Here is a 2,141-nt window from a genome sequence, read left to right on the forward strand (position 1 = left end):
CCGCTAACGGGTGTTTATCGGGCTTCGACGTCAACCACACCGTCCGGGGAAATGTGCACGGTGCGCTTGGTGTGGCGGGAAACGAAGAAGTCACCCATGAATACAAGTCCCGCTACCAACAGCGCTAGAGCGATCAGCCACACTGCCACCGTACCGAAGAACATCGGGAACAGCAGCACGAGCAAGCCCAGGATCAGGGAACCAATAGCAGAGAACTGCAGTTGGCGTCCGGCGGCGTAGTCTAGGTATTTCATGCTCTGGGCAGTCATCATACGAATCAGCGCCCACGTAATCAGCCACACACCCACAATGGTTGGGATGTAGGTCGCCTGTGCGCCCGCCGAGGCTGACAGCAGAATCAGGCCAGCCACCACGGTCAGGATGCCGTTGATCAGGTCCCAACCGGTACGTGCCGGCTTCGGGGCACCGAAGTAACGCACCAGCTCAAACACACCACCGAGCAACACCGAAATGGAGAATACAAAACCCAGAACTACCAGCGGAGTAGCGGGGTTGGCGAACATGTAGATCGCCGTTGCAACCAGTAGCAGACCGGTGACCAAGGACATCCAGTTATATTTTGAAAGCATGATACTCTACCCTTCGTATCAAATACGTCAGTTGTACTTATGCACATACCCATTATAAACCACGAATGTGAAATCCGCCATAACATATTGGTCACCACTGGGCGAACTATTTCTACCGGCAAACAGCCAACACGTAGCGGAGCAACACGTGAGATAGCGGAACCATATCCCCCTCCCCCAGCAGGCACAGCAAAGCCCCGCCTCCGCACGCTTCAACAGCGTTAGGAGGCGGGGCTTATTACCGTGCAAAACCCTACCGGGTCAGCTTGCGGTGCACCACGCGGTGCGGTTTCGCAGCTTCCGGTCCCAGGCGTTCTATCTTGTTCTTCTCGTAGGACTCGAAGTTACCCTCGAACCAGTACCATTGATCCGGATTCTCTTCAGTGCCTTCCCATGCGAGGATGTGGGTTGCCACACGATCGAGGAACCAACGGTCGTGAGAGACGACGACGGCGCAGCCGGGGAATTCCAGCAGAGCGTTCTCAAGCGACGCCAGGGTTTCCACATCAAGGTCGTTGGTAGGCTCGTCCAACAGCAGCAGGTTTCCGCCTTGTTTGAGGGTCAGCGCCAAATTCAGGCGGTTACGCTCACCGCCGGAGAGCACACCCGCTTTCTTCTGCTGATCCGGTCCCTTGAACCCGAACGCCGAAACATAGGCGCGCGAAGGCATCTCAACATTGCCAACCTGAATATAGTCCAGACCGTCCGAGACAACCTCCCACAGGCTCTTTTCGGGGTCAATATTGGCGCGGTTCTGATCGACATAGGAAATCTTCACGGTTTCGCCGACCTTGAGCGAGCCGCCGTCAAGCTCTTCCAAACCGACGATGGTCTTGAACAGGGTCGATTTACCCACACCGTTCGGGCCAATCACACCCACAATGCCGTTCCGCGGCAGCGAGAATGACAGGCCGTTAATGAGCGAGCGCCCGTCGAACCCCTTCTGCAGGTTCTCGGCCTCAATCACCAGGTTGCCCAGGCGCGGCCCCGGCGGAATCTGAATCTCTTCAAAGTCGAGTTTGCGGGTCTTCTCAGCCTCGGCCGCCATCTCTTCGTAACGTGCCAAACGTGCTTTCGACTTCGCCTGCCGGCCCTTCGAGTTTGAGCGCACCCACTCTAGTTCTTCGTTCAGGCGTTTAGCGAGTTTCGCGTCCTTCTTGCCCTGAACTTCAAGGCGGGCGCGCTTCTTCTCAAGGTAGGTGGAGTAGTTGCCTTCGTAGGGGTAGAGGTTGCCGCGGTCAACCTCGGCGATCCATTCGGCAACGTGGTCTAGGAAGTAGCGGTCGTGGGTAATCGCAATGACCGCACCTTCGTAGGACTGCAGATGCTGCTCAAGCCACAGCACCGACTCAGCGTCTAGGTGGTTGGTGGGCTCATCCAGCAGCAGCAGGTCTGGTTTCTGCAGCAGCAGCTTGCACAGTGCCACGCGGCGGCGCTCACCGCCGGAGAGGTGGGTGACGGGGGCGTCGGCGGGCGGGCAGCGCAGCGCCTCCATCGCCTGTTCCAGCTGGGAGTCTAGGTCCCAGGCGTTTGCGGCGTCGATAGCTTCCT

At 57.9% G+C, this 2,141-nt stretch carries 2 protein-coding genes; both read right to left on the bottom strand.

The window, feature by feature from the left end:
• Positions 1–14: 14 nt before the first annotated feature.
• Positions 15–590, bottom strand: coding sequence for an HdeD family acid-resistance protein (locus HMPREF2756_RS09585; RefSeq protein ID WP_006887992.1), 576 nt, complete (start codon positions 588–590; stop codon positions 15–17).
• A 253-nt stretch (positions 591–843) separates the two neighbouring features.
• Positions 844–2,141: energy-dependent translational throttle protein EttA (ettA, locus tag HMPREF2756_RS09590; protein ID WP_070620665.1), on the bottom strand; the 1,298-nt coding region annotated here is incomplete at its 5' end.

Origin of the sequence: Rothia sp. HMSC067H10, assembly GCF_001810635.1 — a bacterium.
Lineage (GTDB): Bacteria > Actinomycetota > Actinomycetes > Actinomycetales > Micrococcaceae > Rothia > Rothia dentocariosa.

Coding starts and splice junctions, on each gene's coding strand:
- HMPREF2756_RS09585 (WP_006887992.1), bottom strand. CDS start 590: ATGCTTTCAAAATATAACTGGATGTCCTTGGTCACCGGTCTGCTACTG.